Origin of the sequence: Streptomyces sp. SID13666, assembly GCF_010548325.1 — a bacterium.
In the GTDB taxonomy this organism is placed as follows: Bacteria; Actinomycetota; Actinomycetes; order Streptomycetales; family Streptomycetaceae; genus Actinacidiphila; species Actinacidiphila fildesensis.
Genome location: NZ_JAAGLX010000042.1, coordinates 38,278 through 63,618 on the forward strand (window position 1 = coordinate 38,278; position 25,341 = coordinate 63,618).

General features: G+C 71.2%; 23 protein-coding genes, 1 pseudogene and 1 riboswitch. Of the genes and pseudogenes, 16 read left to right on the forward strand and 8 right to left on the reverse strand.

Annotation, left to right across the window (positions count from 1 at the left end; translation table 11 throughout):
* Positions 1-246 precede the first annotated feature (246 nt).
* From folB to G3I60_RS35080, 5 genes are all read left to right on the forward strand, one after another.
* Positions 247-606, forward strand: coding sequence for a dihydroneopterin aldolase (folB, locus tag G3I60_RS35060; RefSeq protein ID WP_138355885.1), 360 nt, complete (start codon positions 247-249; stop codon positions 604-606).
* Entirely contained in the window at positions 603-1,193 is a 591-nt protein-coding gene (gene folK / locus G3I60_RS35065; RefSeq protein ID WP_138355886.1) for a 2-amino-4-hydroxy-6-hydroxymethyldihydropteridine diphosphokinase, read from the forward strand. Before folB ends, folK begins: the two co-directional genes overlap by 4 nt.
* A gap of 106 nt (positions 1,194-1,299) precedes the next feature.
* Complete coding sequence (locus G3I60_RS35070) at positions 1,300-1,779, forward strand: DUF3180 domain-containing protein (RefSeq protein ID WP_164295848.1); 480 nt, start codon at positions 1,300-1,302, stop codon at positions 1,777-1,779.
* A gap of 309 nt (positions 1,780-2,088) precedes the next feature.
* Entirely contained in the window at positions 2,089-2,622 is a 534-nt protein-coding gene (locus tag G3I60_RS35075) for a cysteine dioxygenase (RefSeq protein WP_164295850.1), read from the forward strand.
* On the forward strand, positions 2,619-3,092 hold the full coding sequence (locus tag G3I60_RS35080) for a rhodanese-like domain-containing protein (protein ID WP_164608145.1): 474 nt from the start codon (positions 2,619-2,621) through the stop codon (positions 3,090-3,092). The genes G3I60_RS35075 and G3I60_RS35080 overlap by 4 nt, the downstream gene beginning before the upstream one ends.
* Here the strand turns inward: G3I60_RS35080 and G3I60_RS35085 are convergent.
* The gene (locus G3I60_RS35085) at positions 3,061-4,221 is read right to left on the reverse strand and encodes a betaine/proline/choline family ABC transporter ATP-binding protein (RefSeq protein WP_138355888.1); all 1,161 of its coding nucleotides are present in this window, start codon (positions 4,219-4,221) and stop codon (positions 3,061-3,063) included. The genes G3I60_RS35080 and G3I60_RS35085 overlap by 32 nt on opposite strands.
* 197 nt (positions 4,222-4,418) lie before the next feature.
* On the opposite strand from G3I60_RS35085, the gene G3I60_RS35090 reads away from it, so the two are divergent.
* The 4 genes from G3I60_RS35090 (at position 4,419) to G3I60_RS35105 (ending at position 8,072) form a co-directional block, all read left to right on the forward strand.
* Positions 4,419-5,096: an ABC transporter permease gene (locus tag G3I60_RS35090; protein ID WP_138355889.1), complete on the forward strand. Its 678-nt coding sequence runs from the start codon at positions 4,419-4,421 to the stop codon at positions 5,094-5,096.
* Positions 5,096-5,818, forward strand: coding sequence for an ABC transporter permease (locus tag G3I60_RS35095; RefSeq protein WP_164295767.1), 723 nt, complete (start codon positions 5,096-5,098; stop codon positions 5,816-5,818). The genes G3I60_RS35090 and G3I60_RS35095 overlap by 1 nt, the downstream gene beginning before the upstream one ends.
* 61 nt (positions 5,819-5,879) lie before the next feature.
* Positions 5,880-6,824, forward strand: a complete 945-nt coding sequence (locus G3I60_RS35100) for an ABC transporter substrate-binding protein (protein WP_164608151.1) — start codon at positions 5,880-5,882, stop codon at positions 6,822-6,824.
* 243 nt (positions 6,825-7,067) lie between these two features.
* Positions 7,068-8,072, forward strand: a complete 1,005-nt coding sequence (locus G3I60_RS35105) for a hypothetical protein (protein WP_138355891.1) — start codon at positions 7,068-7,070, stop codon at positions 8,070-8,072.
* A gap of 42 nt (positions 8,073-8,114) precedes the next feature.
* Here G3I60_RS35105 and G3I60_RS35110 read toward each other — a convergent pair whose 3' ends face one another.
* Together G3I60_RS35110 and G3I60_RS35115 are read right to left on the reverse strand one after the other, a co-directional pair.
* On the reverse strand, positions 8,115-9,266 hold the full coding sequence (locus tag G3I60_RS35110) for an NADH-quinone oxidoreductase subunit D (RefSeq protein ID WP_138355892.1): 1,152 nt from the start codon (positions 9,264-9,266) through the stop codon (positions 8,115-8,117).
* A gap of 45 nt (positions 9,267-9,311) precedes the next feature.
* Complete coding sequence (locus G3I60_RS35115; RefSeq protein ID WP_343241987.1) at positions 9,312-10,346, reverse strand: SAM-dependent methyltransferase; 1,035 nt, start codon at positions 10,344-10,346, stop codon at positions 9,312-9,314.
* 237 nt (positions 10,347-10,583) lie between these two features.
* Between G3I60_RS35115 and G3I60_RS35120 the strand changes: the two genes are divergently transcribed.
* Positions 10,584-11,534: a carbohydrate-binding protein gene (locus G3I60_RS35120; RefSeq protein ID WP_164295771.1), complete on the forward strand. Its 951-nt coding sequence runs from the start codon at positions 10,584-10,586 to the stop codon at positions 11,532-11,534.
* Here G3I60_RS35120 and G3I60_RS35125 read toward each other — a convergent pair.
* The 3 genes and pseudogenes from G3I60_RS35125 to G3I60_RS35135 form a co-directional block, all read right to left on the reverse strand.
* Positions 11,524-12,454: pseudogene (locus tag G3I60_RS35125) on the reverse strand (1-phosphofructokinase family hexose kinase). The gene G3I60_RS35120 and the pseudogene G3I60_RS35125 sit on opposite strands and share 11 nt — an antisense overlap.
* Positions 12,455-12,529: 75 nt before the next feature.
* Entirely contained in the window at positions 12,530-13,684 is a 1,155-nt protein-coding gene (gene nagA, locus G3I60_RS35130) for an N-acetylglucosamine-6-phosphate deacetylase (protein ID WP_138355896.1), read from the reverse strand.
* The gene (locus G3I60_RS35135) at positions 13,684-14,616 is read right to left on the reverse strand and encodes an ROK family protein (protein ID WP_164295773.1); all 933 of its coding nucleotides are present in this window, start codon (positions 14,614-14,616) and stop codon (positions 13,684-13,686) included. Before G3I60_RS35135 ends, nagA begins: the two co-directional genes overlap by 1 nt.
* A gap of 255 nt (positions 14,617-14,871) precedes the next feature.
* On the opposite strand from G3I60_RS35135, the gene G3I60_RS35140 reads away from it, so the two are divergent.
* The 4 genes from G3I60_RS35140 (at position 14,872) to G3I60_RS35155 (ending at position 20,499) form a co-directional block, all read left to right on the forward strand.
* Positions 14,872-16,152, forward strand: a complete 1,281-nt coding sequence (locus tag G3I60_RS35140) for an extracellular solute-binding protein (RefSeq protein ID WP_164295775.1) — start codon at positions 14,872-14,874, stop codon at positions 16,150-16,152.
* Between the two features lie 86 nt (positions 16,153-16,238).
* The gene (locus tag G3I60_RS35145; RefSeq protein WP_343241988.1) at positions 16,239-16,478 is read left to right on the forward strand and encodes a DUF3263 domain-containing protein; all 240 of its coding nucleotides are present in this window, start codon (positions 16,239-16,241) and stop codon (positions 16,476-16,478) included.
* 108 nt (positions 16,479-16,586) lie between these two features.
* Positions 16,587-17,438: a trehalose-phosphatase gene (gene otsB, locus G3I60_RS35150; RefSeq protein ID WP_164295777.1), complete on the forward strand. Its 852-nt coding sequence runs from the start codon at positions 16,587-16,589 to the stop codon at positions 17,436-17,438.
* A 217-nt stretch (positions 17,439-17,655) separates the two neighbouring features.
* Positions 17,656-20,499, forward strand: a complete 2,844-nt coding sequence (locus tag G3I60_RS35155) for a PKD domain-containing protein (protein ID WP_164295779.1) — start codon at positions 17,656-17,658, stop codon at positions 20,497-20,499.
* Between the two features lie 86 nt (positions 20,500-20,585).
* Here the strand turns inward: G3I60_RS35155 and G3I60_RS35160 are convergent, their stop codons facing one another.
* The gene (locus tag G3I60_RS35160; protein ID WP_164295781.1) at positions 20,586-22,013 is read right to left on the reverse strand and encodes a trehalose-6-phosphate synthase; all 1,428 of its coding nucleotides are present in this window, start codon (positions 22,011-22,013) and stop codon (positions 20,586-20,588) included.
* A 223-nt stretch (positions 22,014-22,236) separates the two neighbouring features.
* On the reverse strand, positions 22,237-23,217 hold the full coding sequence (locus G3I60_RS35165) for a glucosyl-3-phosphoglycerate synthase (protein WP_138355902.1): 981 nt from the start codon (positions 23,215-23,217) through the stop codon (positions 22,237-22,239).
* Between the two features lie 195 nt (positions 23,218-23,412).
* Positions 23,413-23,554: riboswitch (SAM riboswitch) on the forward strand.
* Between the two features lie 17 nt (positions 23,555-23,571).
* On the opposite strand from G3I60_RS35165, the gene thrC reads away from it, so the two are divergent.
* Both thrC and G3I60_RS35175 read left to right on the forward strand, forming a co-directional pair.
* Positions 23,572-24,870: a threonine synthase gene (gene thrC / locus G3I60_RS35170; protein ID WP_239070633.1), complete on the forward strand. Its 1,299-nt coding sequence runs from the start codon at positions 23,572-23,574 to the stop codon at positions 24,868-24,870.
* Entirely contained in the window at positions 24,867-25,142 is a 276-nt protein-coding gene (locus tag G3I60_RS35175; RefSeq protein ID WP_138355904.1) for a ubiquitin-like small modifier protein 1, read from the forward strand. Before thrC ends, G3I60_RS35175 begins: the two co-directional genes overlap by 4 nt.
* Positions 25,143-25,341: the final 199 nt, after the last annotated feature.

Here is a 25,341-nt window from a genome sequence, read left to right on the forward strand (position 1 = left end):
CGGCCCGGGATCCGGCCGTGTTGGCGACCTCGTCACCCGTTCGCGCCAAGAATCCGCCGGCGGACGGGTAGCCGACCGGCTGGTGGGTAAAGGGCTGGAGTCCGCCCGCTCTGACCTGCGCCGGACCGGCCCCGGACAACCCGTCGGCACGTGCTGTCGGTAGTCGCGGGTAGATTCGATTCCGGCGGGCCCGTACACATGGCGGGACCCTGTCCGTCCGTCCGAACCATCAGCAGGAGTGATCTCGTGGATCGTGTCACGCTGCGCGGCCTCAAGGCCCGCGGTAACCACGGCGTGTTTCCCAGGGAGCGCGAGGAGGGCCAGACCTTCGTCGTGGACCTGGTGCTCGGCCTGGACACGGCTCCTGCCGCGGCCGGGGACGACCTGACCAAGACCGTCCACTACGGCGTGGTGGCCGAAGAGGTCGTGGATGTCGTCAAGGGCGAGCCGGTCGACCTGATCGAGACCCTCGCCCAGCGCATCGCCGACCAGTGCCTCAAGCACGAGGCGGTCCAGGAGGTCGAGGTCACCGTGCACAAGCCGGACGCCCCGATCACCGTTCCGTTCGACGACGTGACCATCACCATCACCCGGAGGCGCCCGTGAGTTCCGACCCCACCGTGCAGCCTGTCCACCCGTCCGTGGTGGCGCAGGTCGACGCCGCCGACACGACGCTGCACAACCCCCAGCGGGCCGTGATCGCGCTGGGCAGCAACCTGGGCAACCGGCTGGAGACCCTCCAGGGCGCCATCGACGCCCTGGAGGACACCCCGGGTGTGCGCGTCAAGGCGATCTCGCCGGTCTACGAGACCGAGCCGTGGGGCGTCGAGCCCGGCAGCCAGGCCAACTACTTCAACGCGGTGGTGCTGGTGAAGACCACCCTGCCGCCGTCCTCCCTGCTGGAACGCGGCCAGGCGATCGAGGAGGCGTTCCTGCGGGTGCGCAGCGAGCGCTGGGGCCCGCGCACCATCGACGTCGACATCGTTGCCTATCAGGGCATCGTCTCGGAGGATCCCGACCTGACGCTGCCGCACCCGCGAGCGCACCAGCGGGCCTTCGTTCTCGCGCCCTGGCACGATGTGGACCCGTCGGCGGAGCTCCCCGGCCACGGCGAGGTGGCAGAGTTGCTCGCAGCGGTCGGCAACGCAGGCGTGGAGGCCCGCGGTGACGTGGAACTCAGGCTGCCCGAATAAGCGTTAAGCGGTCGGGCACGGCGGGCGCCACCGGCACCGACCGCACCACCAGCAGGACCAGCAGGACCACAACCAGCAGATGAACCATGTGAGGGGCGAACACTCGGTGAAGGCGCTGCGCATCAGAACGCTGCTGGGGCTGTTCGCGGTGGCGGGGGTGCTGTCCTGGGCCGGCGCCAAGCTGTGGGACTCGCTCGGCACACTGCCGAGCGTCCCGCTGGCCGCGCCCATCGTGCTCGCGCTGATCGCGGTGGTGCTCACCGCGACCGCCCTGTCACTGCGGACCCGGCTGCGCGCCCAGCGCGACCGCGTCCCCGGCGCCAAGGGCGTCGACCCGCTGCTGGCGGCGCGCGCGGTGGTCTTCGGCCAGGCGAGTGCGCTGGTCGCCTCGCTGGTCGCCGGGATGTACGGCGGCGCCGGCGCCTTCCTGCTGATGTACCAGTTCGACGTCCCGCCGCGCCGGGACCAGGCGGTCTACGCGGGCTTCGCGGTGCTGGCGGGCCTCGCGGTGGTCGCCGCCGCGATCTTCCTGGAGCGGGTCTGCAAGCTCCCCGAGGACCCCGAGGACACCGCGCCCGGCATCTGAGACGCGAGCTCAAATGTTGACCGTCTTGAGGATGGCGTGATTCAGTCTTCGATGTGAGTGGTATCGGACGGCGACTTCACCGGCGAGTGCACCTGGACCTCGTCCGGTACGCGGGCTGCGTGTGTCCGGGTTCACGCTGAACCCCGCCTCCCCGCTCACCTCCGCGTCGTAGCCTGCCGCCGCCGTCCGTTCCCCGGTCGGTGCGGCGCCGTGCCGGCGCCTCCCTCCAGGGTGGTCCCGTTGTCCGCACCAGCGTTTGTTTCCGCATCCCCTTCCGCGGCCGTCGTCGCGTCTCCCGTCACGGCCGTGCTGACCGAACCGGCCTCCGCTCCCGCTGCCGCGCGGCCCGCCGCCGCGCCGACCGCGGCCGAGCTGCTCGACTTCGTCCGCTCCATCGCCTCCGACCCGGAGAAGGTCGCCCAGCTCGCGCTGGACCCGCTGGACCGCACCTGGATCCGGCTGGAGGGGCCCGGCGGCGCCGAAGCGTGGCTGCTGGGCTGGCCGCCCGGCACCGAGACCGGCTGGCACGACCACGGCGGCTCGTACGGCGCCTTCGTGACCGCGGGCGGCGAGCTGACCGAGGAGTCGCTGGCGGTGCCGCTGCCGTCCGAGGGCTGGCGCTCGCTCGAACTGGCGGAGGGCCTGGACCGGACCCGCGCCCTGCCGGCCGGCACGGGCCGCGCCTTCGGCCGCAACCATGTGCACCAGGTCGCCAACCGCTCCGCCGAGCGGCACGCCATCTCGGTGCACGCCTACTACCCGCCCCTGCCGCTGATCCGCCGCTACCTCCGCGACGACCGCACCCTGCGGCTCGACGTCGTGGAACACCCGGAGACCTGGTGACCGAGCCCGCTGCCCGTACCGCCCGCAGCATCGACGACCATCTGGAGCGCGTCAGGACCCGGCTGGAGCGCCTCGACGCACCGGCCGCCGCCGAGGCCGCCGCGAACGGCGCGGTCCTCGTCGACATCCGCTACGCGGCGCTGCGCGACCGGGACGGGCTCATCCCCGGCGCGCTCGTCGTGGAGCGCAACGAACTGGAATGGCGGCTCGACCCGCTCGGTGACTACAAGCTGCCGGAAGCGACCGGGCACGATCTGACGGTCGTGGTGATCTGCAACGAGGGCTACGCCTCCAGCCTCGCCGCGGCCTCGCTGCAGGACCTCGGTCTGCACCGGGCCACCGACCTGGACGGCGGATTCCAGGCATGGCGCGCGGCCGGACTGCCGGTGATCCCGCCGGAAGGGTCCTGGAGCCCGTCCGGCGGGACCATGAACGCTTCTAGCCGGCCCGCTCGATCGACTCGATCGTGACGTCGGCGCGGTCCGCGCCGTTCGCGTCCGCGTCGATCGAGCGGCGCAGCGCCTCGTGCAGCCGTGCCGGGGTCAGTACGCCGAGGAAGTGATCGCCGTCGACGACGGCGATCCACCCGGCGTCGTACTGCAGCATGGCGCTGAACGCCTGCTTGAGCGTCGCGCCGATCGGCACCCACGCCTCCATGCGGCGGGCGTGGTCACGGACCGTGGAGCCCTTGCCGAGCAGCGACTCGACGGTGATCCAGCCGTGCAGCGCGCCGCCCTCGCCCAGGACGACCGCCCAGCGGGAGCCCTCCTTGCGCATCCGCGCGGCGGCCGTCTCCACCGGGTCGTCGAGCCGTACGGTCGGCGGCTGCTCCAGGTCGGCGGGCTGGATCTCCGTCACCGACAGACGCTTGAGCCCCCGGTCGGCGCCGACGAAGTCGGCGACGTACGGGGTGGCGGGTGCGCCCAGCACGGTGGCGGGCGTGTCGTACTGCTCGATACGGCCCTCGCCGTAGACCGCGATGCGGTCGCCGAGCCGGACCGCCTCCTCGATGTCGTGCGTCACGAAGAGCACGGTCTTGCGGACGGTGGCCTGCAGTTTCAGGAACTCCGACTGGAGCCGCTCGCGCACCACGGGGTCGACGGCGCCGAACGGCTCGTCCATCAGCAGCACCGGCGGGTCGGCGGCCAGTGCGCGCGCCACCCCGACGCGCTGCCGCTGACCGCCGGAGAGCTGGTCGGGGTAGCGGTCGCCGTAGACGGACGGGTCCAGACCGACGAGGTCGAGGAGTTCGGCGGCGCGGTCCCTGGCCCGGCCGCGCTTCCAGCCGAGCAGCGCGGGCACGGTCGCGGTGTTCTCCAGCACGCTCTTGTGCGGGAACAGGCCGACCTGCTGGATGACGTAGCCGATCCGGCGGCGCAGCTTCACGGGGTCGATGGAGGCTATGTCCTCGCCGTCCACCAGGATCCGGCCCGAGGTCGGTTCGATGAGCCGGTTGACCATCTTCATGGTCGTCGTCTTGCCGCAGCCGGACGGCCCCACCAGCGTGACCAGTTCCCCTTCCGCGACCTCGAACGACAGGTCGTCGACGGCGGTCGTGCCGTCCGGGTACCGCTTGGTGACGTTCTCGAATCGGATCATCGGTGCCTGGAATCCTCACTGCCGGGTTCTCACGACCGTACTCTTCCCGAGTTCCGGCCCGGAATTGTGGCGGGAGTATTGCAGCTGCATGGCGGGCCGGCCTGATTGTCGTACCTGCCGGATAGGGTCGGGCCACGTGACGACCGCAGTGCTGATGTCGGACGAATGTACGGACCGGAGCGGGGGAGGTGAGGGGCATGGCGAAGCGGAACTGTCTGGTATCCAACGACTGGATCTGCGGTGAATACCTGCGTACGCGCAGTCATGAGCTGACCGATGCCACCGTCCAGCACCTGTGGATCACCGCGGTGTCGGTGGCCATCGGGCTGCTCATCGCGTTCCCGGTGGCCTTGGTCGCGCGGCGCTGGCGGCCCCTCGCGGGCCCCGTGCTCGGGCTGGCCACCGTTCTCTACACCGTGCCCTCGCTGGCCATGTTCTCGCTGCTGCTGCCGGTCTTCGGGATCTCCCCGGCGGTCGTCATCACCGGCCTGGTGCTCTACTCCCTGACGATTCTGGTGCGCAACATCATGGCCGGCCTGGAATCCGTTCCGGAGGACGTCAGAGAGGCCGCCCGAGGGATGGGGTACGGGCCGCTGCGGCTGCTGTTCGCCGTGGAACTGCCGCTGTCGCTGCCCGCGCTGATGGCCGGCCTGCGGATCGCCACGGTCTCGACGGTGGCGCTGACCACGGTCGGCGCGATCATCAACTACGGCGGCCTCGGCAACCTCATCTACACCGGGATCGACACCATCTTCAAGGCGCAGGTGCTCACCGCCTCGGTGATCTGCGTGGCCATCGCCATCGCGGCCGACGTCCTGCTGCTGGGTGTGCAGTGGCTGCTCACCCCGTGGGCGCGGAGCAGGAAGGCGGCCTGATGAACGCGGTATCCGGCGCGTGGGACTGGCTGAACGACAGCGCCAACTGGAACGGTACGGAGGGTGTGTGGCACCGGCTGGGCGAGCATGTCTACTTCACCGTCGTCTGCCTGGCGCTGGCCTGTCTGATCGCCCTGCCGATCGCCATCGTCCTCGGCCACCTCGGCAAGGGCGGGGCGCTCGCGGTGAACATCTCCAACGTGGGCCGCGCGGTGCCCACGTTCGCGATCCTCGTCCTGCTGATGTTCGCGATGGGCTCGGGCACCGACTGGCCGACCATCATCGCGCTGGTGCTGTTCGCCGTGCCGCCGCTGATGACCAACGCCTACGTCGGTATGCGCGAGGCCGACCGCGATGTCGTCGAGGCCGCCCGCGGCATGGGGATGACGGGCAGTCAGCTGATGTTCCGCATCGAGCTGCCGCTGGCCTTTCCGCTGATCTGGACGGGTGTGCGGTCCGCCGCCGTCCAGGTGGTGGCCACCGCGACCATCGCCGCCATGGCGGGCGGCGGCGGCCTCGGCCGGATCATCACGGCCGGCTTCAACCGGCAGATCACCGCGCAGGTGGTGGCGGGAGCGGTCCTGGTGGCAGGACTGGCCCTGCTGATCGAGGGAATCTTCATGGCGCTGCAGTGGTTGCTCGACCCGATGCGGCGCCGTCGCCGCCCCCGGGCCGGCAGCGCCGTCCCCGCCTCGAGCCCCGCGACCCCCGCGACACCCTGACCGTCATGCCTTTCCTTGCACTGTGGATGGAGAACCGATGAACCCGACGCTGCGCGTCACGATGGTGGCCGCTGCCGCCGCACTGCTCCTCACCGGCGTCACCGGCTGCGGCGGCGACAGCCTGGAGAAGTCCGGCTCCGACGCCGCCTCCCCGTCGTCCGGGGAGAAGAAGGGCGCGCTGGTGATCGGCTCCGCCGGATTCACCGAGAGCACGGTGCTCGCCGAGCTCTACGCGCAGGTCCTCAAGAACGCCGGTTACCCGACCTCGGTACAGACGCTGAAGAACCGCGAGCTTTATGAACCGGCCCTGGAAAAGGGGCAGATCGACATCGTTCCCGAGTACGCGGCGACACTCGCCGAATACTTCAACACCAAGGCGAACGGCCCCAAGGCCGCCCCGGTGGCCTCCGCCGATGTGGTGACCACGGTGAAGGCGCTCACCACCTTCGCCGAGCCCAAGGGCCTGAAGGTCCTCGACGCCGGTCCCGCCATCGACCAGAACGCCTTCGCCGTCAACAAGGACTTCGCCGCCGAGCACAAGCTGAAGACCCTCAGCGACCTCGGTGCCGCCAAGGTCCCGGTCAAGCTGGTCGCCGGCGACGAATGCCCGGACCGGCCCTTCTGCTCGCCGGGCCTGAAGAGCAAGTACGGCATCAACATCACCGGTATCGACCCCAAGGGCGTCGGCACCGTGCAGTCCAAGCAGGCCGTCAAGGACGGCACCGACCAGCTGGTGCTGACCACGACCACGGACGCCACGCTCGACCAGTTCAACCTGGTGCTCCTGGAGGACGACAAGAAGCTGCAGAACGCGGACAACCTGCTTCCCGTGGTGAATGCCAGGGACGCCGGCTCCGCCGATATCGCTACCGTCCTCGGAAAGCTCACCAAGGCACTCACCACCGCCGATCTCACCGACCTCAACCAGAAGGTCGACGCGGAGCGCCAGAAGCCGGCCGATGTCGCGGCCGCGTATCTGAAGTCGAAGGGTCTGGTCACCGGCTGACGCCTCCGGCCAAAGGGCTGACGGCTCCTGCCGAAGGCCCGGCGCCGCCGGCCGGCCCGGTGTCGGCCGGCCCGCGGCGCCAAGATCCATAACCGGGTCCTGGCGGGGTACGGAGGGCATTGCGGAAACACATGGTGTCTATCCGGATGCCCTCCGTATTCATCGCGCCATCCATTGCCGGGGAGACGGCGATAAATCGGACCCCAGGCCCCACGCGTCCCCGTCGCACGCTAGTTTCGAGCCATGCCACGAGGACGCCACCGCCATTCACCCCCGCTGCACCGGCTGCTGCCCCCGCTGACGCTGGCCGGGTCCGCGGTGGCCTGCGTCGCCGCCGCCTGGATCAGTTCCGATCCGATGGTGCTGCGCGCGGTCGTCGCGGCAGCCGCGGCTGCCGCCTGCGGCGGTGCGGTCATGGCACGCACGTGGGACCGGGCCGCCGGCCGCCGGGTCGCCGACCTCACCACCGCCCGCGCCCGTGACGAATGGCACGCCGACGAGCGGATAGCCGAGCTCGAAACGGACCTCGACGAGTCCCGCGAGCTGCGCGTGCGCCTCGACACCAAGCTCAGCGCCAAGCGCGCCGAGCTGGGCCGGCTGCGCACCGAACACGCCGATCTGCTCCGCCGCTACGCCACCGCCGAGAGCGAGCGGGCCCGCGCCCTCGAAGGCCGCCGCCAGCTCGCGCTGGAAGCCGCCAAGGCGCCGCTGGCCATCGCCTCCTCGCCCGTCGGCCCGGCCGCGTTCAAGAAGGCGGACGAGGCACTCCTCAACCTCGGCCGCAACGCCGCCCGCCAGCAGGCGCTGCGCACCGTGGAGGAGGCCAGGCGCCGTGACGCCGCGGCCGCCGAAAGCGCCGGCAACGGTGACGACGAACCCCAGGGACGGCACGCGGCGGCCGAGGCCGCCGAGCCGGCCGCGACGCACACCCGCCCGGAGTCCAAGGGCCCCAGGACCGCGGCCAGCCTGCCGATCCGCGAACACCGCCTCGTACCGGCCGTGGCCGCCGCCGTACTGCCCTACGCGCAGCCGCACCGCGCCGGCGGGTCCGCCAGCCGGGCGCTCGGCGGCTTCGACTTCTTCGGCACGCAGAAGCCCGGCGCCGCGCAGGAGGACCTCGCGGACGTCGTCGGCGAGGAGGCGTACGCGGAGCACGAGGCGCAGCTCGCGGCCGAGGTCATCGATCTCACCGAGCACGACGAGACCGAGCAGATCGACGTCAGCGGCCTGCGCGCGCACTCGTCCTGACGGCCGGTCCTGTCGCCGGCCCCGCGCCGGCCACGTGCCGACCTACTTGTCGACGTCCCCGACGACGAAGAACATCGAGCCCAGGATCGCCACCATGTCCGCGATCAGGGTGCCGGGCAGCAGCACCGTCAGCGCCTGGATGTTGTTGTACGACGCCGAGCGCAGCTTGAGCCGGTACGGGGTCTTCTCGCCCTTGGAGACCAGGTAGTAGCCGTTCAGCCCCAGCGGGTTCTCGGTCCACGCGTATGTGTGGCCCTCCGGCGCCTTCAGCACCTTCGGCAGCCGCTGGTTGATGGGGCCCTGCGGCAGTTCGCCGAGCCGGTCCAGGCAGGCGTCCGCCAGGTCCAGCGCGTTGTGGGTCTGCGCGAGCAGCACCTCGAAGCGGGCCAGGCAGTCGCCCTCGGTGCGGGTGACGACCTTCAGGGTGTCCTGCAGCTCCGCGTACGCCAGGTACGGCTCGTCGCGGCGCAGGTCGAAGTCCACGCCCGACGCCCGGGCGATCGGCCCGCTGACGCCGAAGCCGTGCACCGCCTCGGCGGACAGCGTGCCCACACCGCGGGTACGGCCGCGGAAGATCTCGTTGCCGAGCACCAGGTCGTCGAAGCGGCCCATCCGGGACCTGACCTGCGCGACGGCGTGCCGGGCGCGGCCGAGCCAGCCGTTCGGCAGGTCCTCCTTGAGGCCGCCGACCCGGTTGAACATGTAGTGCATGCGGCCGCCGGAGATCTCCTCCATGACGTTCTGCAGTTCCTCGCGTTCCCGGAACGCGTAGAACACCGCGGTGATGCCGCCCAGTTCCAGGGGGTACGAGCCGAGGAACATCAGGTGGTTGAGCACCCGGTTCAGCTCGGCGAGGAGGGTACGGGTCCACACCGCGCGCTCCGGGACCTCCATGCCCAGCATCCGCTCGACGGCCATGACGACGCCCAGCTCGTTGGAGAACGCCGACAGCCAGTCGTGACGGTTGGCCAGCATGATGATCTGGCGGTAGTCCCGGGCCTCGAACAGCTTCTCCGCGCCGCGGTGCATGTACCCGACGACGGGTTCCGCCGTGATGATCCGCTCGCCGTCCAGCACGATCCGCAACCGCAGCACTCCGTGCGTGGAGGGGTGCTGCGGGCCGATGTTCAGCACCATGTCGGTGCCCTCGGCCTGGCCGCCGATGCCGATCGTGGTCTCCGTCATGGACGGCATTCTGTCAGCCCGCCCTCCAACCCCGCTTGCGGGCGGCCGGTTGCGTCAGTCCCCGGCCGGCCCCGTCGCCGGCCCGGTCTCCGGTCCCGTCGGCAGCAGGCCGTGGCAGGCGTCGCCGACGGGGGTGGCGAGCCAGCGGAAGGCGCCGAGGCCGCCGGGGTCGATGAGTTCGGCGGCCTCGCCCGCGGCGGCTAGGCCGCGCAGATAGCCGCGGGGGTCCGTGGTGGCCAGGGCGAGCGGCGGACGGGCCCCGGAGACGCCGAGGGCCCGCAGGGCGGCGCGCTGTGTGACGAGGGGCACCCCGCCGGCGACGGCGTCCAGCGCGACGTGCGAGGTGAGGTCGCAGGAGCCGTCCGGCACCGGCGGCACCTCGCGGCCGTCGCGGAAGCCGGTGAGGGTGCCGTACGGGGGCCGCGCGGCCCGTTCGTGGGCGTAGTCGACGGCGACGGCGAGCCCGGCGTCCAGCGAACCGGCGGCCGCCGCCCAGGCGGCGTCGCGGGGCAGCCCGATCTCGGCGCGGGCGCCGGGCGTCCCGGCGATCGGCCACCAGCGGCGCAGCCACTCCGCGTCCTGGGCGCTCAGCGGCCCGCCGGGGTGCTCCCGGCCGTCGGCGGGGCGGACCAGGACGTAGCGGGGCTCGCCCGCCTCGTCGGTCTCGGCGATGTCGACGGGGATGTTGTCGAGCCATTCGTTGGCGAACAGCAGCCCCCGCACACCCCGCGGCGGGGCGGCGGTCCAGCGGATGCGGCCGTCGAGCCCGGCGGGGGGCGCGGACCGCTCGACGGCGTACGGGGCGACCCGGGCCGCCACCTCGGCCGGCAGGGCGGCCAGGACCCCGGTCAGCAGCTCGGCGGACCCGGCGCCGACGTCGACGAGCGCCAGCCCGTCCGGCCGGCCCAGCGCCTCGTCCACCCGCAGCAGCAGTGCGGCGACGGCCCGTGCGAAGAGCGGCGAGGCGTGTACGGAGGTGCGGAAGTGCGTGGCGGGCCGTTCCCGCACGAAGAAGCCCCCGGGCCCGTACAGGGCGCGTTCTGTGGCGTTCCGCCAGCCGGGCCATGCGGAGCCGTCCTCGTCGATCACGGGACCACCGTAGGACGTGCGTCCCGTCACAGGGGAACCGGAAGTACCAGGTGATGCGTCGAAGGCCAGAGCGGGCAGTCGTCCGACCCGGGTAGGGTTCCGTGGGTCAAACATGTCCGCCCGCGACGCCGCGGAGGCGAGAGCGCAGGCCTTGTGACCGCGCCGCGGACTAATCGATCATGAGCCATGGGTGCACCGCGCTGCGATGGGCATGTGCCATTAGGGAGTGAACAGCGGATGACGGCCGGCAACAACGGCGCCTCTGAGAACGACGACCCGTTCGCGTACCTCTACCGCTCCGAAGGCGGCGAGGGCGAGAGTTCCGGGGCGGCCCCAGAGGGCGCGACGGTGGCACAGCCGGGCGTGCCACGCACGTCGTACAACCAGGTCCAGCGGGTCGGCGAGCGCCGCCCGCCGCAGCAGGGCGGTTACGGCTACCCGCCGCAGCAGCCCCAGCCGCAGCCGGGCCACGACCAGGGCTACGCGCAGCAGCAGCCCCAGCAGGCACAGCCGCCCCAGTACACCCAGCAGCAGACGCAGTACGCCCCGCACGGCGGCGGCAGCGGCGGCGGGTCGCAGGGACCGAACCGCAAGGGGCTGCTCATCGGCGCCATCGCGGTGGTCGTGGCGGTCGCCATCGGCATCGGCTTCGCGATGACGCAGGGCGGCGGCAAGAAGGACAACGCGGAGGACAAGCCGTCCACCCCGCCGTCCTCCAGCGCCCCCGTCACGCCGAGCCAGTCCGCCAGTGCCCCCGAGAAGTTCTCGTCCAAGGTCGTGGACGCCGCCACACTGGTCCTGTCCGGCGGCGCCGCGCGGACCAACGCGATGCCGGGCGCCAAGGCCGCGGGCGGTACGTCCGTGGGCGGTCTGAACGCCGTCGGCGCGAGTGCCGCGTACACCTTCGACGTGCCGAAGGACGGTACGTACACGCTGTTCATCAGCTTCGGCAACGTCGGTGAGGACGCCGGTCTCACGCTCAATGAGAACGGCAAGCTCCGCACCAACCCGGTGAACATGCACAACTACATGAAGACCGCCGACTGGACGAAGGCGTGGGCCACCACCTACGTGTGGGTGGATCTGAAGAAGGGTTCCAACACCCTTGCCCTCACCTGCGCGCCGGGCAACAAGTGCGGCGTCAACCTCGACCAGGTGTGGATGAAGGAAGGCCAGGTCAAGAAGTAGCGCGCGGAACGGCCGTCACTTCGACGCGCCCGAGCAGCTCTTCGTAGACCGTCCGGTCGAACTCGCCCGCCGCGGGCGCCAGTACGGTCGCGGCGGACAGGGCGATGGCGCGGGCCAGCCGGCCCGGCCAGTCCAGTCCCTCGACGAGGCCGGAGCAGTCCCGCGACGGCCGAGTCGCCGGCGCCCGTCGGGTTGCCCGACAGCCGGTCCGGCGGCACCGCCCGCCACGTGGCGTCCTCCGTCACCGCCAGGATGCCCTCGGCGCCCAGTGAGGCCGCCACGGCCCGCGCACCGCGCCTGCGGGCCTCCTCCGCGGCGTGGGCGGGCTCCGTGGAACCGGTGAGCCGGGTCAGCTCGTCGAGGTTGGGCTTGATGAGGTCCGGGCGCGCGGCGAGGCCGCGGCGCAGCGGCTCGCCACTGGTGTCCAGCAGGACGGGGACGCCCGCGGTGCGGGCCTCGCGGATCAGCTCCGCGTACGAGCCCACCGGCAGGCCGGGCGGCAGGCTGCCGCACAGGGCGACGGCGGAGGCCCCGGCCAGCAGCTCCCGGTAGCCGGTGAGGAACGCGGCCCACTCGGCCGCGCTGACGGTGGGACCGGCCTCGTTGAACATCGTGGTGTCGCCGGTCGCGTCGTCGACCACGCCGATGGTGCGGCGGGTGGTGCCCTTGATCGGCACGAGCGCGTCCCGCACGGTGCCGAGCCCGGCCAGCCGCTCGCGCAGCACCTCCCCGGTCGGCCCGCCCGCGAAGCCCGTCACGACGGCCTCGTGGCCGAGCGCGGCGAGCACCCGGGCCACGTTGAGACCTTTGCCGCCGGGCCGTTCAACGGGCTCGGAGACCCGGTGGGTGGTGTGCGGGAGCAGACGCGGAACGCGGTAGGTGATGTCCAGTGCGGCGTTCGGCGTGACGGTGATGATCACGCGTCGATGATGGCAAAGGAACGGCGGCCCGCCCAGGGGGTGGCGAACCGCCGTCACGAAGGGGTCCCGGCGGCCTCAGGAGGGCCGCACGATCCATTCGCCCTTGCGCATCACGCCGACCAGGTCGTACGAGGCGTCGAGCACCACCAGGTCCGCGTCCTTGCCGGCCTCCAGCGAGCCGATCCGGTCGTACTGGCCCAACAGCCGCGCCGGGTTGGCCGAGATCGCCCGCACGGTGTCGGCCAGCGACAGCCGGTCGACGGTGACGGCGCGCTTGAAGGCGGTGTCCAGCGTGAGGGTGGAGCCGGCGATGGAGCCGTTCTCGACGAGCCGGGCCACCCCGTCCTTGACCTCGACGGCCATCGGGCCGAGGTCGTAGTGCCCGTCCCCGAACCCGGCCGCGTCCATCGCGTCGGTGATGAACGCGACCCGGTCCGCGCCCGCGCTGCCGAAGGCGAGCTCCAGCACGGCGGGGTGCAGATGCGTGCCGTCGTTGATCAGCTCGACGGTGACCCGCTCGTCCTCCAGCAGCGCCGCGATCGGGCCGGGGGCACGGTGGTTGAGCGTGGGCATGGCGTTGAACAGGTGCGTGGCGACGGTCGCGCCCGCCTCGATGGCCTCGATCGTCTGCTCGTACGTCGCGTCGGTGTGGCCGATGGCGGCGATCACGCCGTGCTCGACGAGCAGCCGCACCGAGTCCAGGCCGCCGGGCAGTTCGGTGGCGAGGGTGACCATCTTGGCGGTGCCGCGGGCGGCGTCGATGAGCTTGCGGACCTCGGCCGGATCGGGGTCGCGCAGCAGCGACTCCATGTGCGCGCCCTTGCGGCACGGCGAGATGAACGGGCCCTCGAAGTGGATGCCGGCCAGATCGCCCTGCTCGACGAGCTCGGACAGCAGCGCCGCGCGCTGCGCCAGGACGTCCATCTCGCCGGTGACGGTCGACGCGACGACGGTGGTCGTGCCGTGCTCGCGGTGGGTGCGGACGCCGGTGAGGATCTCCTCCGGAGTCCCCGAGGTGAAGGACGCCCCGCCGCCGCCGTGGTTGTGGATGTCGACGAAGCCGGGAACGACCGTGCAGCCGCTGAGGTCGACCGTACCGGCCTCGGCGGACTCGTCGGCCACGATCCGGCCGCCGTCGACGGTCACCCGGCCGTTCTCCACCACGCCGGACGGCAGCACCACACGGGCACCGGTCAGTACCGTGCGCTGCGTTGTCGTTACGGGGGCCATCAGGCGGTTACCTCCACGGAGAGAAGATCCCAGGCGAGCAGACCCGCGCCCAGGCATCCGGCGGTGTCCCCGAGGGCGGCGGGGACGATGAGCGGGAGCTTCTGGAACGTGATGCGCTCCTCGACCGCCGCGCGCAGCGGGCCGAAGAGTGTGTCCCCAGCTTCGGCCAGACCGCCGCCGATGATGAGGACCCGGGGGTCCAGAAGAGTGAGGCCGGTGACCAGGCCGTCGGCGAGCGCGTCGATCGCCTCGCGCCAGACGGCCAGCGCGCGCGGGTCGCCGGATTCGACCGCCTTGGCGCAGTCGGCGGCGTCGGCGTCCGGGTCGCCGCTGGCCGCCGCCCACGCGCGGGAGACGGCGGAGGCGGAGGCCAGCGTCTCCAGGCAGCCGCGCTGCCCGCAGCCGCACAGGGGTCCGCCGGGCCGGACGACGATGTGACCGATCTCGCCCGCGTAGCCGTGCGCGCCCGCCTCGATGCGGCCGTCGATGCCGATGGCGCCCGCGATGCCGGTGCCCAGCGGGAGGAAGAAGAACCGGTCGGCGCCGTTGCCCGCCCCGATGCGGCCCTCGGCGAGACCGCCGGTGCGCACATCGTGCCCGAGGGCGACGGGGATGCCGCCGAGCCGTTCGGAGACCAGCGCGCGCAGCGGTACGTCGCGCCAGCCGAGGTTGGCGGCGTAGACGGCGATGCCGGCCGTGTCGTCCACGATCCCGGGCACGGCGACGCCGGCCGCGGCGGCGGGTTCGCCGTACTCGCGGATGCCGTGGTCCCGCAGATCGGCGGCGAAGCCGAGGATGGTGGCGACCACGGCCTCGGGGCCGCGGTCCCGTCCGGTCGGACGGCGCGCCTCATGCAGAAGCGTGCCGTCCTCCCCGACCAGGGCGGCCTTCATTCCGGTGCCGCCCACATCGAGCGCGATGACGTGTCTCACGCAGGACAGTGTCCCCTCTCCTCAGGGAAAGGTCTAGTCCACTTACGCCATGAAGATCACCCTTCGGGCGCAGGCGAATCGCCTGGTCTGCGGGCTTCCATCCCTTCTGTCCCCGCTGTTGGGCAAGGGTGTTGCCGAAGCGAGACAGCCGTGGTGTAGACCTTGGGTGGGCAGCGCGGGCAGACTCGGGCACTTGACGCCCCCGGAAACGCGCGGGGGCGGGCGCATGAAGCGGATGAAGGCGGTAGGACAACGGTGCACCGGCGACGACTCCTGGGCACGGCGGCAGCGGGTATCGCAGCGGCGCTGGCTCTGACGACACTCAGTGGATGCGGTGGCAGCAGCGCACTCGGCGGTGATGTCACCCTGCACATGGTCGCGGCCGACTACGGCACCGACGCGGCCACCAGCTCCAAGAAGTACTGGGACGAGCTCGGCCGCGCCTTCGAGGCCAAGAACCCCGGCATCAAGGTGGACATCCAGGTCATCGACTGGGACCACGTCGACACCAAGGTCGCCGAGATGGTCAAGGCCGGCAAGGCGCCGGACATAGCCCAGATCGGCTCCTACGCCGCCTACGCGTCCAAGAGCCAGCTGTACAGCGCCGACGAGCTGTTCCCGATCAGCACCCAGGCCGACTTCATCCCCTCCCTCGCCGCGGCGGGCGAGCAGAACCGCACCCAGTACGGCATCCCCTTCGTCTCCAGCTCCCGGATGTTCTTCTACAACCAGACGCTGTTCGACGACGCGGGCATCAAGGGCGCCCCCAGGACCTGGGCCGACATCGAGGCCGACGCGAAGAAGCTCAAGGAGCACGGCGTCAAGATGCCGTACGGGCTGCCGCTCGGCCCCGAGGAGGCGCAGGCCGAATCGCTGATCTGGATGCTCGGCAAGCAGGGCTCGTACACCGACACCGTCGGCAGCTACACCCTCGACTCGCAGCCGAACGTCGAAGCGATGGAGTGGCTCAAGGAGAAGCTCGTCCAGCCCGGCCTGACCGGCAGCAGCGACCCGGCCAAGACCAACCGCCGCACCGTCTTCGACGCCTTCCTGGCAGGCAAGGCCGGCATGGTCAACGGCCACCCGACGCTGCTCAAGCAGGCCCTCGCCAAGGGCATCAAGGTCAAGGCCGTGCAGATCCCCGGCGAGGGCGGCCAGATGGCGGAGACCCTCGGCGTCGCCGACTGGATGATGGCCTTCAAGCAGAACGGCCACCGCGGCGAGATCGGCAAGTTCCTGCAGTTCTCCTACAGCCCCGAGAACTCGATCAAGTTCCTCGACGAGTACGGGCTGCTGCCGGTGACCAACTCGGCGATGCAGGCGATGCGCAAGGACCCGAAGGACAAGGACCTCATCGAGTTCATCGACCTGCTGCCGTCCGCCCAGTTCTACCCGGTCGACAAGACCTCGTGGGGACCGGTCAGCGACCAGATGAAGAAGGTCCTCGGCAGCGCCGTGCACGCCGACCCCAAGACGGTTCTGAGCGACCTGCAGCGGTTCGCCGAGAACCAGGACGCCGCGGAGAAGGTCAAATAGTCACGGGTCGGGTGGCCACGGGTGAAGTGACCACGGGTCACGTTGTGGCCGGACAAGTGGCCGCCGGTCATGTGGAGGAGACGCGGGTGGAGAGCGAGAGCGAGAGCCTGACCGGCCAGGACCGGGCCGTCCTCGACCGCGCCGCCCGCACCTGGGCGGGGCCCGGGGCGAAGGAACGCGCCATCAGGGAGCAGCTGGGCATGTCGGCCACCCGCTACTACCAGCTCCTCAACGCCCTCCTCGACGATCCCCGGGCACTCGCCCACGACCCGGTGACCGTCAACCGGCTGCGCCGCGCCCGGGACACCCGCCGCGATTCGCGCTGAACGCGCGCATGCTCCCGTGTGCCCGCCCGTCGCCCGCCACCACCCTTCCAACGAAGTGCTTCGCACGCCCCCTCCTCTGCCCCTCCTCCCCTCGGTAGGGTCGGGGTCATGAGCAGTCACCTGCTGACCTCGTCCACGTCCGACGGCAAGGAAGGGCTCGCGGCGTTCCTCGCGAACCCCGAACGTGCCGTGGTCGCCCTCGATTTCGACGGCACCCTGGCGCCGATCGTGCCCGACCCCGAGAGCGCCCGCGCCCACCCGGGCGCGGTGCCCGCACTCGCCCGGCTCGTCCCCCACCTCGGGGCGGTCGCGGTGATCACCGGCCGCCCGGCGGGCGTCGCGGTCCGGTACGGCGGCTTCGCCGGCGTCCCGGGACTGGAGCGGCTCGTCGTCCTCGGGCACTACGGCGCGGAGCGCTGGGACGCGGTCAGCGGCGAGGTGAAGTCCGCGGGCGACCACTCCGGCGTCGACGCGGTACGGGCCGAGCTGCCCGGCTTCCTCGACCGGATCGGCGCCTGGCGCGGCACCTGGATAGAGGACAAGGGACGCGCGGTCGCCGTCCACACCCGCCGCACCGAGAACCCGGAAGCCGCGTTCGAAGCCCTCCGCGACCCCCTCGGCGAACTCGCCGCCCGTCACGGCCTCATCGTCGAGCCCGGCCGCCTCGTCCTGGAACTGCGGCCCCCCGGCATGGACAAGGGCGTCGCCCTCGCCTCCTACCTCCGCGAGGCCGACGCCGGTTCCGTGCTCTACGCCGGCGACGACCTCGGCGACCTCGCCGCCTTCGGCGCCGTCGAACGCCTCCGCGGCGAAGGCCTCCCCGGCATCCTCGTCTGCAGCGGCACCGCCTCCGGCGAGGTCCCCCCAGAACTCGTCGCCCGCTCCGACCTCGTCGTGGACGGCCCGAAGGGCGTGGTGGATCTCCTCAACGCCCTGGCGGACGCGCTCGAAGCACACTGACCCGCCTCCGGCGGGGGCGCGGGCGGTGCCGAGGGTTTCTGCGGCGCGCCCGCATCGCTCCCCGCACGGGAGGCCGGGGTCGGTCGCGTGACGTTCCGGGGCTGTGCCGGCGGCGCCTGATCTGCGAAGATCTGTCAGCTGCACGATGCCGCAGCCGCCGGGGGGCGGCCCATGCGCCGTGGGAGCGTCCATCGCGACTTTTCTGGGGGTCAATGCCGTGCGCAAAGCACGCATAACGGGGCTTGCTGTATCGGCCCTGCTCATCGGTACCGGCCTGCCGGCACTCGGCGTCATGGCGCAGGCCGCGCAGGCCGACGCGGGCAATCTGTACGTCGACAACGGCTCCGCCACCTGCTCGGACGCCAGTGCCGACGCGGGGAGCCAGGCCGTACCGTTCTGCACCATCTCGGCGGCGGCGAAGATCGTCGAGCCGGGTCAGACGGTGCGGATCGCCAAGGGCAACTACCGGGAGTCGGTGGAAGTCACCCGGTCCGGTACGCCCGAGGCGCCGATCACCTTCACCGGGCCGGGGTACGAGAAGACCGTCGTGCCCGGCGCCGTGGTGATCGGCATCCAGCAGGACCTGCTGCATGCCGTCAGCTTCAAGGGCGTCCATGACGTCACGTTCGAGCACTTCACGCCCAAGAGCGGGCATGAGGCCGTGCTCGTCACGGATTCCGGCCGGATCACGGTGAACGACGCGTGGATCCAGAGCTCGGGCTGGAAGAGCGTGACCGGCGGAGTCACCTATCCCGCTGTCCGGGTGACCGGGCAGAGCAGCGATGTGACGGTGAGCCGGAGCCGGGTCACCATGACGCCGGGCGACGCCATCAGCGTCGATCCGGGAGTGGTGCGCGCTGTCGTTTCGACCAACCAGATGGTCACCAACATCGGTCGCGCGGTGGCCGTGACCGATGCGCCGGGCACGGTGGTCACCAGCAACACGATCGGCGCGAACTGCGGTGCCGGCGTGGAGCTGGCGGGAGATTCTTCCGGGTCGACGGTCGAGAACAATGTTCTCCTGAAGCTCTCGGGCCGCTCCCCCGCAGGATGTTCCTCCAACCAGTATCTGACCCTTGTGGTGTCGGCCGCTTCAACCAGTGGTACGACAGCGGACTACAACGTCGTGACGAGCGACGCGCCGAACGCGTACCGCTGGGCGGACCAGACGTATGGCGGTATTCCCGCATTCCAGCAGGCTTCCGGACAAGGGGCGCACGACGTTGCTGTTCCCCGCGCGTTCATGACGCCCCAAGAGGGTTCGCCCATGATCGACTCGGCCGACGCGAACGCGCCGGGTCAGCTGGACACCGACCTGCACGGCTCTCCCCGTGTCGACGACCCGGTCGTCGCCGACACCGGGACCGGCGCGGGTCATCACGACCGGGGCGCGTTCGAGTTCCAGGACCCGATGGCGCTGACCTACAACGTCACACCGAAGGCGGGCCAGGCTCCGCTGGATGTGACCGTGACCGGCGCGGCGACCGCGACCTGGGTGCCCATCACGCAGTACGCCGTGGACTTCGGCGACGGCAGCGCCCAGGTGACCTCGGCGACGCTTCCCGTCGGCCACACCTACCCGGCGCCCGGCACCTACAAGGTCGCGGTGACCGCGACCAACGCTCTCGGCCACACCGCGACGGTGCTCAAGAGCCACGTCGTCGCGCCGCCCGCACCGGTCGCCGCCCACCTGGCCGTCCGTAGCGGCACCGACGGCATGCCGCTGCGCGTCACCGCCGATCCGTCCGCGACCGTCAGCCCCTGGCCGGTCGCGAGTTACCGCTACGACTTCGGCGACGGCACCCCGGTCACCGACGACCCCGTCCACACCTACGCGGCGGTCGGCACCTACGTCGTCACGCTGACGGTGAAGGACGACCACGACCGGACGGCCGCCTCTCTTCAGCAGGTCACGGCGGGCAGTGCGTTCGTGCCCGTGCCGTCCGCGCGGCTGCTGGACACCCGGAGCGGGAACGGTGCTCCGGCCGGCAGCGTCGGTCCTCGCGGTGTGGTGCAGGTGCCGGTGACCGGGCGGGCGGGTGTGCCCGCGAACGGGCATGTGACGGCGGTGCTGCTGAACATCACCGCCACCGAGCCGACCACCGGCGGTTTCGTTACCGCCTACTCAGGTGGCACCTCCCGGCCCACGGCGTCGAGCCTGAACTTCACCGCCGGACAGACGGTGGCGAACGCCGTGCTCGTCCCGGTCGGCCCCGACGGCAAGGTCGCGCTCTACAACGGAGCGAGCGGCCGGGTCCAGTTGCTGGCGGACGTCGTGGGGTATTACGCCGACGTGGTCGGGAACCCCGCCTCAGGGGGCTTCCACAGCCTTCCGTCCGCCGGTCCGGTCCGGCTGCTGGACACCCGGAACGGAACCGGCGCGCCCGAGGGCAAGCTCGGCCCGGGCGGCACCGTTCGGCTCAAGGTCAGGGGCGCCGCAGGCGTACCGGCCGGGGCGAACGCGGTCACCCTCAACCTGACCGCGACCGAGTCCGTGGGCGGCGGCTTCGTGAGCGCGGCGCCCACCAGCATCCCGCCAACCACTTCCAGCCTCAACTTCTCCACGGGCCAGATCGTGTCCAACCAGGTCACGGTGCCGATCGCGGCGGACGGCACCGTGCTGCTGTACAACCAGAGCGGCGGTGTGCACCTCATCGCCGACCTGCAGGGTGCTTTCGTCGATCCCGCGCAGGGCGGCGACCCGTTCATGCCGACGACCCCCAGCCGGCTCGTCGACACCCGTGACGGGACCGGCGGGTACAAGGGCAATCTGGGCGCGGGCAGCACGATGCGGATCAGAGTGCCCGGTGCGGGCGGGAGCGCCGGTACGGGACACGCGGTTCTGGTGAACGTCACGGCGGCCAACACGCTGGCCGGTGGCTTCCTCACCGCCTACGCGGACGGCGCTTCGCAACCGGGAACGTCGATCCTGAACTTCCCGGCGGGCAGCACTGTTCCCGGCCTGGCTCTCGTACCGCTGTCCCCCGAGGGGTACTTCGACATCTCCATCCCGGTGGGACTCGCCGACATCGTCGTCGACCTGCAGGGCTACGTGGCCTGATCACCACCTGAACACCTGAACCGGCAAGCCGAGGGCCCGGCGCCCGCATCCTCCTGGATGCGGGCACCGGGCCCTCGTTCGACACGTCAGGCCAGCGCGTTCAGCTGGGCCAGGAACCAGGCGGCCGGGGGGAGGGCCGTGGCCGCTGCTGCCAGGCGCTTGGTGCGTTCGGTGCGTTCGTCCTTGTCGAGGGTCAGGGCCTCGTGCAGGGCACGGGCCGTGGAGCGCAGGTCGTACGGGTTCACGACCAGGGAGTCGTCGCCGAGTTCCTCGTAGGCGCCGGCCTCGCGGGACAGGACGAGGACCACCCCGTCGTCCGAGACGACCGGGATCTCCTTCGCCACGAGGTTCATTCCGTCGCGGATCGGGTTGACCAGGGCCACGTCGGCGAGACGGTACGCGGCCAGCGACCGCGCGAAGTCGTCCTTGACGTGGAGGAGCAGCGGCTGCCAGTCGGCGGTGCCGAAGTCCGCGTTGATCTCGTCGGCGACCCGCTGCACTTCGGCGGTGTACTCGCGGTAGACCGCGAGATCGTGGCGTGACGGGTACGCGAAGGCGATGTGCACGACGCGCTGGTGCCACTCCGGGTGCTCGGTGAGCAGCTGCCGGTACGCGAGGAAGCCGCGCACGATGTTCTTGGAGAGCTCGGTGCGGTCGACGCGGACGATCGTGCGGCGGCCGGGGCCGATCTCGGAGCGGAGTGCGGCCAGCCGTTCCTCGACGTCGTCCCGGTGCGAGCGCTCCCGCAGGAAGTCGGCGTCGGCGCCGAGGCCGTGCACGCCGATCCGTGTGGTGCGGCCCTCGTGGGTGACGGTCAGCTCCCCGGCGGCGTCGTGGCCGACGTCCGCGCCGAGCACGTCCGCGCAGCACGCGGCGAAGGCCTCGGCCCACCGCCGGGTGAGGAACGCGGCGCGGTCGGCGCCGAGGATCCCGGTGAGGAGCTGGGCGCCGATGTCGTCGGGCAGCAGGCGGTAGTAGTCCGGCGGCGCCCACGGGGTGTGCGAGAAGTGCCCGATGCGCAGGTCGGGCCGGCGCTCGCGCAGCATCGCGGGGGCCAGTGACAGGTGGTAGTCCTGCACGAGGACGGTGGCGCCATCCGCGGCCGCCTCGGCGAGCGCGTCCGCGAAGGCGGCGTTGTACGTCTCGTAGGAGGCCCAGTCCTGCCGGAAGTCCTCGTCGAAGAGGGGTTCCAGGTGGGTCTGGAAGAGCAGGTGGTGGACGAACCACAGCACGGAGTTGGCGATGGAGTTGTAGGCGGCGGCGAAGATGTCCGGCTCGATGCCGAGCATGCGCGTCTGCGCGTCGCCCTCGCCGCGGCGGACCGCTTCGCGGTCGCCCTCGCTCATGGCGGCGCACACCCAGACGGCGCCGGCGTCGGGGCCGATGGCGCTGAGGCCGGACACCAGTCCGCCGCCGCCGCGCTGGGCGGTCAGCGTGCCGTTCTCTCCGAGGGTGTAGGAGACGGGCCCGCGGTTGGAGGCGACGAGGATCGGGGCTGCGCGGTGAGCGACCATGCCGCCAGCCTAGCCAGGTGTCCTGCGACGCAAACGTGGTGGCGGCTTCGCCGCGGGGGTGGTTGCGGGGGCCGGGTCCTCCGGGGTGGGGCTTCGAAATCGACTATTTACGAGCCTGGCGGCTCACAAATAGCTCGGCAGCATTTCGAAACCCCACCCCTCCGGCCCCGTCCCCCTCACGTCCCCGGGCTCCGTGAGGGGGTGGTGGAGGGGGCTTGGGTTGTCAGCCCGTGCGGCGTGCCCCGCGGAGGGCTGTGTATTCGGGGATGGTGATCATCGGGGGACGTTCCTCGGCTGCTACCTGGTGGGTGCGGGGGGCGAAGCCGCCGTTCGGGGCCCGGTCGAACTGGGTGAGGACGGGGCGGACGAGCTGGCCGCGGGCGAGGCGGACCTGGGCGGTGCGGTAGATCGTGGCGGCCATGCGGCCGAGGGCCTGGCCGTCCTGGTGGCGGTGGTGGCGGACGCCGACGTCCACCTGGGCCAGCGCGTCGAGGCCGACGGTGTTCAGGGCGTCGATGAGCATGCCGAGCTCGACGCCGTAGCCGACCGGGAAGGGCAGCCGCTCCAGGAGGGAGCGGCGGGCCGCGTACTCGCCGCCAAGGGGCTGGACGAAGCCCGCGAGGAGGGGCCAGTGGAGGTTGAGCAGGGGGCGGGCGACGAGTTCGGTGACGCGGCCGCCGCCGGCCGGCACGATCGTGTCGCCGGTCTCCAGCGGGCGGTCGTACATGGCCTTGACCAGCTGGACGCCGGGCTCGGTCAGCAGGGGGCCGATGATGCCGGAGACGAAGCCGGCGTCGAAGTCGCGCAGGTCGGCGTCGATGAAGCAGACGATCTCGCCGCTCGTCACCAGCAGCGAACGCCACAGCACCTCGCCCTTGCCGGGCACCGCGGGCAGGTCGGGGAGTATCTCGTCGCGGTGCACGACCCGGGCTCCGGCGCGCGCCGAGACCTCCGCCGTACGGTCCGTGGAGCCCGAATCGATCACGATCAGCTCGTCCACCAGGGGCACGGGACCGCTCATGAGTTCGTCGCGGATGGTGCGGACGATCGCACCGACCGTGGCCTCCTCGTCGAGGGCGGGCAGCACCACGCTCACCGTGCCCCGGTCGCCCGCGGAACGCTTGGCCGCGAGCAGCCGCTCGAGGGGCCGGTCGGCGGCGGACCAGGACCGTCGATCGAGCCAGCGCTCCACCTCTTGCAGCACGTGCTTGACTCCCTGATGTGACGGTTGGGCATGGAATCCACCCCGTGACGGGACCCTGTGTGGCCCGTCTCGCGGTTCGGACGACTATCTCAAGTGTCCGGCTCGTCGGTTACAGTCTTGAACAACGCGAGTGACCGCCGCATGCCGGGGGTCACCACGGAAAACAAATGCCCGGGTGAGAGCCCGGTGCCACAGCGCTCATCCAGAGGGACTGAGGGAACGGCCCGCAGAAGTCCCGGCAACCCTCCCGCCACATCTCGTCGTCGACGACGCGAGGCCAGGTGGGGAAGGTGCCAATTCCGTCTCGTGGCGATCGTCGCCGCGGGGAAGATGAGGAGAAAGGGCCTCGCCGTCATGGCTGTGCAGACCATCGACAACACCACTGAAGCCACCCCGGACACCGGACCCGCGTTCGGACCCGCCGTCGCGCTCTCCTGCCGCGAGTGCGGAGAACGCGTTCCGCTCGGACCGGTCTTCGCGTGCCAGGAGTGTTTCGGGCCGCTCGAAGTGGCCTACGACCTCCCCACCGGTGACCCGGAAGCCCTGCGCAAGCAGATCGAGTCCGGCCCGGCGAACATCTGGCGCTACGCGCCGCTGCTGCCCGTTCCGGCGGACGTGGTCGACAAGCCCAATCTGAACCCGGGCTGGACCAAGCTCGTCAAGGCCGACAACCTGGCCCGTGAGCTGGGTGTCACCGGCGGCCTGTACGTCAAGGACGACTCCGGCAACCCGACGCACTCCTTCAAGGACCGCGTCGTCGCCATCGCCCTGGAGGCCGCCCGCACCTTCGGCCTCAAGACGCTCTCCTGCTCCTCCACGGGCAACCTGGCGGGCGCCGCCGAGGCCGCCGCCGCCCGCGCCGGGTTCCGCTCCTGTGTGTTCATCCCGCACGACCTGGAGGCCGGCAAGGTCGTCATGGCCGCGGTGTACGGCGGCGAGCTGGTCGGCATCGAAGGCAACTACGACGATGTGAACCGGTTCTGCTCCGAACTGATCGGCGACCCGATCGGCGAGGACTGGGGCTTCGTCAACGTCAACCTGCGTCCGTACTACGGCGAGGGCTCCAAGACCCTGGCGTACGAGATCTGCGAGCAGCTCGGCTGGCGGCTGCCGGACCAGATCGTCATCCCGATCGCGTCCGGATCGCAGCTCACGAAGATCGACAAGGGTCTGCAGGAGCTGATCAAGCTCGGGCTGGTCGAGGAGAAGCCCTACAAGATCTACGGTGCGCAGGCCGAGGGCTGCTCCCCGGTCTCCGCGGCCTTCAAGGCCGGCCACGACGTGGTGCGCCCGGTGAAGCCGGACACCATCGCCAAGTCGCTGGCGATCGGCAACCCGGCCGACGGCCCGTACGTGCTCGACATCGCCCGCCGCACCGGCGGAGCGGTCGAGGACGTCACCGACGAGCAGTGTGTGGCCGCGATCAAGCTGCTGGCCCGGACCGAGGGCATCTTCGCCGAGACCGCGGGCGGGGTGACGGTCGGTGTGCTGAAGAAGCTCATCGAGACCGGTCAGCTCGACCCGGCCCTGGAGACCGTCGTCCTCAACACCGGTGACGGACTGAAGACCCTCGACGCGGTCGCTCCGACCACCGGCCCGACCGCCGTCATCCGCCCGACCCTTGCCGCGTTCCGAGAGGCTGGCCTCGCATGAGTGCTTCTGTTCGTATTCCGACCATTCTCCGCACCTATACCGGCGGCCAGTCGGAAGTCCCGGCCGAGGGTTCGACGCTCTCCGAGATCCTTGAGTCGCTGGAGAAGAACCACACGGGTATTTCGGCGCGCGTTCTCGACGACACGGGCAAGCTGCGGCGCTTTGTGAACGTCTATGTGAATGACGACGACGTGCGCTTTTCCGAAGGTCTGCAGACCTCGGTTCCGGACGGCGCGAATGTCTCGATCATTCCGGCGGTAGCCGGAGGCTGACCTCCGTCCCTACCCAGTCCCGCGTGAACTCATGCCCGCCTCATGCCCCGTCCGCCCTGTGGTGGGCGGGGCATCTGGGTGTGGGGCGGTAGTTGAATCGAGGTACAGTTGCGGTGGACTCCCGCCCGGCCCCGCACGCGGTTCGACGATTTATCGCCAAATTCGCGAGATGATTGTCGTGTAGGCGAAGTATGTCCGG